A 6,381-nucleotide genomic window follows, 5' to 3' on the forward strand; every position below is an offset into this window, starting at 1 on the left:
GCTTTAGTAGACGGTACAGGGGGCGCAGCTTAAAACAAAGACCTCTGCAATAATGGCCTGATGTCGGCCACCACACCAGCCCGGCGGCCGGGCGGGCGCAGCGCGAAAGTCCGGGACGCGGTCTACACCGCCGTCGGCCAGCTCATGGGCGAGGGCAAGGCGGACCGCATCACCATCCCGCTGCTGGCCAGCCGGGCGGGGGTCAATCCGACCAGCATCTACCGCCGCTGGGGCGATATCGACACGCTGCTGGAGGAGGTCGCCGTCGCCGCACTCACCAAGGACGGCGACGAACTGCCCGACACCGGATCCCTGCGCGGCGACCTCTCGGCGTGGGCTCGAATCGTCGTCGAGGACATCACCCAACCGCGCCGGACCCGCTACCTGCGCGCCATGGTGTCCGCCCGCGACGAGGTGGCCACCTGCCCGTGCTGGGAACAGCGCCGCTCACAGGCCGAGACGATGCTGAACCGCGCACGAGCGCGCGGGGAACGGGTCCCGACCGAGCAACAGGTCCTGGATCACGTCATCGCACCGATGTACCACCACGTCGTCTTCGGCCTGGCCGCCGACCAGGACTACGCGAGCCGTCTGGTCCACGACGTGCTCGCGATGGCCTGATACGGCCGCAGCCTCCCGGTCGATCAGCAGATAGATCGGAATACCGGTTTCCGCATAGGCGGCGGGCTGTCCATGTGCATTCGACCGAGCGCTCTTCGACGTGTCGGTTTTCGACAGATCGAAGAGCGCTCGGCTGGTGTGACCGGGCGGGTACTGCATCAACTCGACTCGCTGCGCCAGCACCCCTCGGACGACGCAACACACCAGAGGCGACGGGGGAAGGGTACGGGGTGGGGTGGGCGCTGCGCATGACCCGAATTACCGGGGCTCGCGGCGCATGATCCGGAACGGTAGGGCGCTGCGAGCCGGCCGGTTCAGGGCAGTGAGTTGATCAGCTGCTCGAGTTCGACGCGGGGGCCGGTGAAGAACGGGATCTCCTCGCGGACGTGCCGCCGGGCCTCGGTGGCGCGCAGGTCGCGCATCAGATCCACGATGCGGTGCAGTTCGGGGGCCTCGAAGGCGAGGATCCACTCGTAGTCGCCGAGCGCGAAGGCCGGGACGGTGTTGGCCCGCACGTCGGGGTAGTCGCGGGCCTCCTTGCCGTGGTCGGCGAGCATCTTGCGGCGCTCGGCGTCGGGCAGCAGGTACCAGTCGTACGAGCGCACGAACGGGTAGACGCACAGATAGTTGCCTGGCTCCTCACCGGCGAGGAAGGCCGGGATGTGGCTCTTGTTGAATTCGGCCGGGCGATGCACCGCGGCATTGCTCCACACCGGCGCGCTGGCCCGGCCCAGTTCGGTGGTGCGACGCAGATCCGAGTAGGCGGCCTGCAGCGCCTCGATCCGGTCGGCGTGCCACCAGACCATGAAATCGGCGTCCGCGCGCATGCCGGCGACGTCGTACAGGCCGCGCACGACCACGCCCTTGTCCGCGAGACCGTCGAAGAACGCCCGCGCGTCCTTGATCGCCGCCTCGCGATCCTCCCCCAGTGCCCCGGGCTGCACCTGGAACACCGAGAACATCAGATACCGGATGGTGGAATTGAGCGCCTGGTAATCGAGTCGTGCCATGGGTCCATGGTGCCACTGCGCAGCGTTCCCCCGCACAGCCGCACCCCTTGCCCGGCGACACGCCGCGCGAAGCCGGTGCGGATCCATCCAAAGAGTGCGGCTGTCACATAGTTGTGGACTCGTAACCTCTTGTGTGCCAACGTCTTCCACATGACCGCACGCATCGTTCGACGAGGTTCAGCCTTCGCCCCCGGCGAGGATCCGCTCGGCCGCCGTGGTGCCCGAGGCCGCGCAGGCCGGGACGCCGACGCCGTGCAGGTACGCACCGGCGACCGCCAAGCCGGGTGTCGCGCCGACCGCAGATTCGATCGTGGACACCAGTTCGGCATGTCCGGGCGCGTACTGCGGCAGCCCGCCGCGCCACCGCTGGACGGCCGCGGTGACCGGCCGGATCGCGATGCCGGTCACCGTCGCCAGGTCCTCGGTCGCGGCGGCGATCAGTTCGGCATCCGACAGTGCCAGCAGGCTGTCGTCGCCGAACCGGCCGAACGAGACGCGCACGATCGCGACGTCGCGCTCGGCCAGATGCGGCCACTTGCGGCTGGAGAGGGTGAATGCCTTGGCCCGCAAGGATTCTCCGGTGGCGACCAGGATGCCCGAGTTCTCCGGCAGCGGGGTGTCCACCGGCAGGGCCAGAGCCACCACCGCGGAGGAGGACAGTTCGATCCGCGCGAGCGCGGCGGCGGCCTCGGGCAGGGGCGAGCCGAGCAACTCGGCGGTGACGGGTGCGGGGGTGGCCAGGATCACCGCGTCGCACTCCCCCACCGGTTCGAGCCGCCAGCCGCGCGAGGTGCGGGTCAAATCCTTTGCGGTGGTATCGATGTCGAGCTCGGGCGACGCCGCGGCCAGCAGCGCGTCGAGCAGGACGCGGTAACCGTCGCGGATGCCGCCGAACACCGGTGCGGTCGAAGGCGGCGGCAGCGCCCGCGACACGGCCTCGGACAGACTCGCGGCACCGGCGTCGAGCGCGGCGGCCAGCCCCGGCAGCGCGGACCGCACGCCGATCGAATTCGCCAGTCCCGCATACACTCCGCCCAGCAGCGGCTCGACGCTGCGACTCACCACCTGCGCACCGAAACGCTCGGACACCAGATCCGCCACCGAGACGTCATCGCCGGGTTTCCAGTGCAGGGGCCGATCCGGTTCCGTGGCGATCCGCCGCAAGGTCGCCTCGTCGACCAGTCCGGTCATCGAATCCGCCTGTGCGGGAATGCCCATCAGCGTCCCACCCGGCATCGGATGCGCGGTGCCACCGGACCAGATCAGCGGCCGCCGCCCGGAGGGATGGACGAGTTGGTCCGCGAGGCCCAATTCACGTAGCAGCGCCGGGATTTCGGGGCGTCGCCCGACGAACGCCTCCGCGCCCAGATCCACCGGCCCGCCCGCGAGCACACCGGTGTGCAGCGTCCCCCCGATCCGTTCGCGCCGCTCCACGAGCGCCAACTCCAACTCGGATCCGAGTGCGAGCCGCAACCGATAGGCCGCGACCAGCCCGCTGATCCCCGCACCGACCACCGCGACCCGCATCGACCACACTCCTCACCGCACCGGCGAACCCGTCGCACCGAACCTACTCGGTACCGCCGCCGCCCACCTCGGGCAGCGGGCTCAGACCGGCAGGCTGTGGATCAGCTCGACGGTGGCGGTGATGGCGCCCGGGTCGGTGTCGGGCAGCACGCCGTGGCCGAGGTTGAAGATGTGGCCCGCGGCGCCCAGGGTGATCGCCTCGTCCGCCTCGTGGGCGATGCGGCGCACCTCGCGCTCGAGCACCTCGGGCCCGGCGAACAGGGTGGCGGGATCGAGGTTGCCCTGCAACGCCTTTCCGGGACCGACACGACGGACCGCCTCGGTCAGCGGGACGCGCCAGTCCACGCCGACCACATCGGCTCCGGCCTCGCCCATCGCGCCGAGCAGCTCACCGGTGCCGACGCCGAAGTGGATGCGCGGCAGTTCCGGCCCGGCGGCCGCGGCGACCTCCGCGAAGACCCGTTCCGAATGCGGCAGTACGAATTCCCGGTACTGCGCCAGCGACAACGCCCCGGCCCACGAGTCGAACAACTGCATCGCGTCGACGCCCGCGGCCAACTGGGCGCGCAGGAATTCGATGGTGATATCGGTGAGTACACCGAGCAATTCGTGCCAGGTGCCGGGATCGGCCAGCATCATGGCCTTGGTGCGCTCGTGATTCTTGCTGGGCCCACCCTCGACCAGATAGGACGCGAGAGTGAAAGGGGCACCGGCGAATCCGATCAGCGGGGTGTCACCGAGTTCGGCCACCAGCAGCCGCACGCCCTCGGCGACCGCGCCGACCTGTTCGTGCCGCAGCCGCGGCAACGCCCGCACATCGGCGGTCGACCGCACCGGCGCGGCCACGACCGGCCCCACGCCCGGCACGATGTCCAGATCGATTCCGGCCGCCTTGAGCGGAACGACGATGTCGGAGAACAGGATCGCCGCATCGACCCCGTGCCGCCGGATCGGCTGCATGGTGATCTCGCAGACCAGCTCGGGATCGAAACAGGATTCGAGCATGCCGACCCCGGCCCGCACCTCGCGATACTCCGGAAGCGACCGCCCGGCCTGTCGCATGAACCAGACGGGACGCCGCTTCGGACTCGCTCCGGTGGCGGCGGCGAGGAACGGCGCGTCGGACAACCGGCGGCGTGTTGGAGTACTCATCACCGTCATCGTAGGCGACCACCGCGCCCCGCCTCGGCCCCGGACAGGAGGGAACAGCGGCGCGCCTCCGGTCGTACCGGCGGGTTCAGGGATAGGTTCACATCCGTGACACCGCTCGACTTCCGCGACGGCGCCGCACCGACCCCGGGCCCAACCGGCGAACCCGCCCAGTTTCGCGCCGCGGTCGATGCGATGGGTACCGCATCCGTGCACCCCCGGATCGAGCTTGCACCGATTCGGCCGCCGCAACGCCTGGCCCCCTACTCCTACGCGCTGGGTGCCGAAGTCAAGCACCCGGACACCAATGTGATTCCGGTCGATTCCGAGGACGACGCATTCGGCCGCCTGATCCTGCTGCACGACCCGAACGGCCAGGAAGCATGGCACGGGGTGTTCCGGCTCGTCGCCTACATCCAGGCCGATATCGACGCGGCCCTGGCGGGCGATCCGCTGCTACCGGAAGTGGCCTGGAGCTGGCTGGTGGACGCGCTGGAATCGCGCGGGGAGGCATTCACCGCGCTGGGCGGCACCGTCACCTCGACCAGTTCGATCCGATACGGCGATATCGCCGGGCCCCCGCGCGCCTATCAATTGGAGTTGCGCGCCTCGTGGACGGTGGGCTCCCCCGAACTCGGACCGCATGTCGAGGCATTCTGCGAAGTTCTGGCCTATGCGGCCGGTCTACCGCCCGCGGGCATCACCCATTTGCCGCCGCGTCCGCAGAATACCGACGACCAGTTCTGAGCGCGACGTAGAGTTCTTGGCTATGTCAGTTGCCGACGAGTCCGCGAAATTCCAGGGTGAGGAACAGGACGCTGCCGCCGTCCCGTTGCTCGAACCCGCCGAGGGCGTGCCCCCGGTCACGGATACGGCGCGGGCCGTCGAACAGATCGCGGCGCGTTTGGCCGCCGGTACCGGACCATTGGCGGTGGATGCCGAGCGCGCGTCGGGATTCCGCTATTCCAATCGCGCCTATCTGATCCAGTTGCGGCGCGCGGGTTCGGGCACCGTACTCATCGATCCGATTCCGGTGACCGATGCGCTGGAACCGTTGGCCGAGGCGATCAACGGTCTGGAATGGGTACTGCATTCGGCCGATCAGGACCTACCCGGACTGGCCGAACTGGGTTTACGCCCGGCGCGACTGTTCGACACCGAATTGGGCGGTCGCCTGGCCGGATTCGAACGCGTCGGGTTGGCCGCGATGGTGGAGAAATTACTGGGCCGCGAATTGCGCAAGGGACACGGCGCCGCGGACTGGTCCACCCGCCCGCTCCCGGACGACTGGCTCAACTACGCCGCGCTCGATGTGGAATTGCTGCTGGAATTGCGTGAGGCGGTCGCCGGATCGCTGCACGACCAGGGTAAGACCGATTGGGCCGCACAGGAATTCGAGCATGTGCGGACCATCGAGCCCGCCGCGCCGAAGCCGGAGCGGTGGCGGCGCACCTCGGGTATCCACACGCTGCGCCGACCGCGTCAGCTCGCGGTGGTGCGCGAATTGTGGTCCACCCGTGACGATCTGGCCCGGAGCCGGGATATCGCCCCGGCGCGGATCCTGCCGGATTCGGCGATCGTGGCGGCCGCGAACGCCGACCCCAAGAACCTCGCCGCACTGCGGGCGCTGCCGGTCTTCGGTGGCCCGCGCCAGCGCCGGTACTCCCGGGACTGGCTCGGTGCGGTGGAACGGGCACGCGCGCTACCGGATTCGGCCCTGCCCACGATCGCGCAACCGTTCGACGGCCCGCCCCCGGTGAACCGCTGGGAGCGGCGTGATCCGGTCGCCTCGGCCCGGCTCACCGCCGCCCGCGCCGCCATGAGCGAGCTGTCGACGCGCTATTCGGTGCCGATCGAGAACCTGCTGACCCCGGATCTGCTGCGCCGCCTGTGCTGGGACGGGCTGCCCGAATTCCGTTCCGGCACAGCCCCCGACGATCCGGCTCGCGCGATCGACAGCTATCTGGCCGCCGGTGGAGCCCGACCCTGGCAGCGCGAATTGGACGTCGCCCCGCTGGCCGAGGCCCTGTTCGCCACTGTCCCGCCCGCTCACGAACACTGAGCCACCCCTGCC

6 protein-coding genes are annotated in these 6,381 nt (G+C 69.6%); 3 read left to right on the plus strand and 3 right to left on the minus strand.

The features are described 5' to 3' along the window. The first annotated feature begins 60 nt into the window (after nucleotides 1–60). A complete protein-coding gene (locus NRB20_RS03030; protein WP_153407579.1) occupies nucleotides 61–621 on the plus strand; it encodes a TetR/AcrR family transcriptional regulator in 561 nt (186 codons plus the stop codon). A gap of 314 nt (nucleotides 622–935) precedes the next feature. Here NRB20_RS03030 and hemQ read toward each other — a convergent pair whose 3' ends face one another. The 3 genes from hemQ to hemE all read right to left on the minus strand — a co-directional run bounded on the left by hemQ (nucleotide 936) and on the right by hemE (nucleotide 4,319). After that, nucleotides 936–1,631, minus strand: a complete 696-nt coding sequence (gene hemQ, locus NRB20_RS03035) for a hydrogen peroxide-dependent heme synthase (RefSeq protein ID WP_153407580.1) — start codon at nucleotides 1,629–1,631, stop codon at nucleotides 936–938. Nucleotides 1,632–1,808: 177 nt separating this feature from the next. Then, nucleotides 1,809–3,158 carry a protoporphyrinogen oxidase gene (locus NRB20_RS03040; RefSeq protein ID WP_153407581.1) on the minus strand — a complete coding sequence of 450 codons (1,350 nt, stop codon included), beginning with the start codon at nucleotides 3,156–3,158 and terminating at the stop codon, nucleotides 1,809–1,811. Between the two features lie 81 nt (nucleotides 3,159–3,239). After that, on the minus strand, nucleotides 3,240–4,319 hold the full coding sequence (gene hemE / locus NRB20_RS03045) for a uroporphyrinogen decarboxylase (RefSeq protein ID WP_153407582.1): 1,080 nt from the start codon (nucleotides 4,317–4,319) through the stop codon (nucleotides 3,240–3,242). A gap of 183 nt (nucleotides 4,320–4,502) precedes the next feature. On the opposite strand from hemE, the gene NRB20_RS03050 reads away from it, so the two are divergent. After that, the gene (locus tag NRB20_RS03050) at nucleotides 4,503–5,054 is read left to right on the plus strand and encodes a DUF3000 domain-containing protein (RefSeq protein ID WP_153407839.1); all 552 of its coding nucleotides are present in this window, start codon (nucleotides 4,503–4,505) and stop codon (nucleotides 5,052–5,054) included. 22 nt (nucleotides 5,055–5,076) lie between these two features. Next, nucleotides 5,077–6,369 carry an HRDC domain-containing protein gene (locus tag NRB20_RS03055; RefSeq protein ID WP_153407583.1) on the plus strand — a complete coding sequence of 431 codons (1,293 nt, stop codon included), beginning with the start codon at nucleotides 5,077–5,079 and terminating at the stop codon, nucleotides 6,367–6,369. Nucleotides 6,370–6,381: the final 12 nt, after the last annotated feature.

This window comes from Nocardia macrotermitis (genome assembly GCF_009604405.1).
Classification (GTDB): Bacteria; Actinomycetota; Actinomycetes; order Mycobacteriales; family Mycobacteriaceae; genus Nocardia; species Nocardia macrotermitis.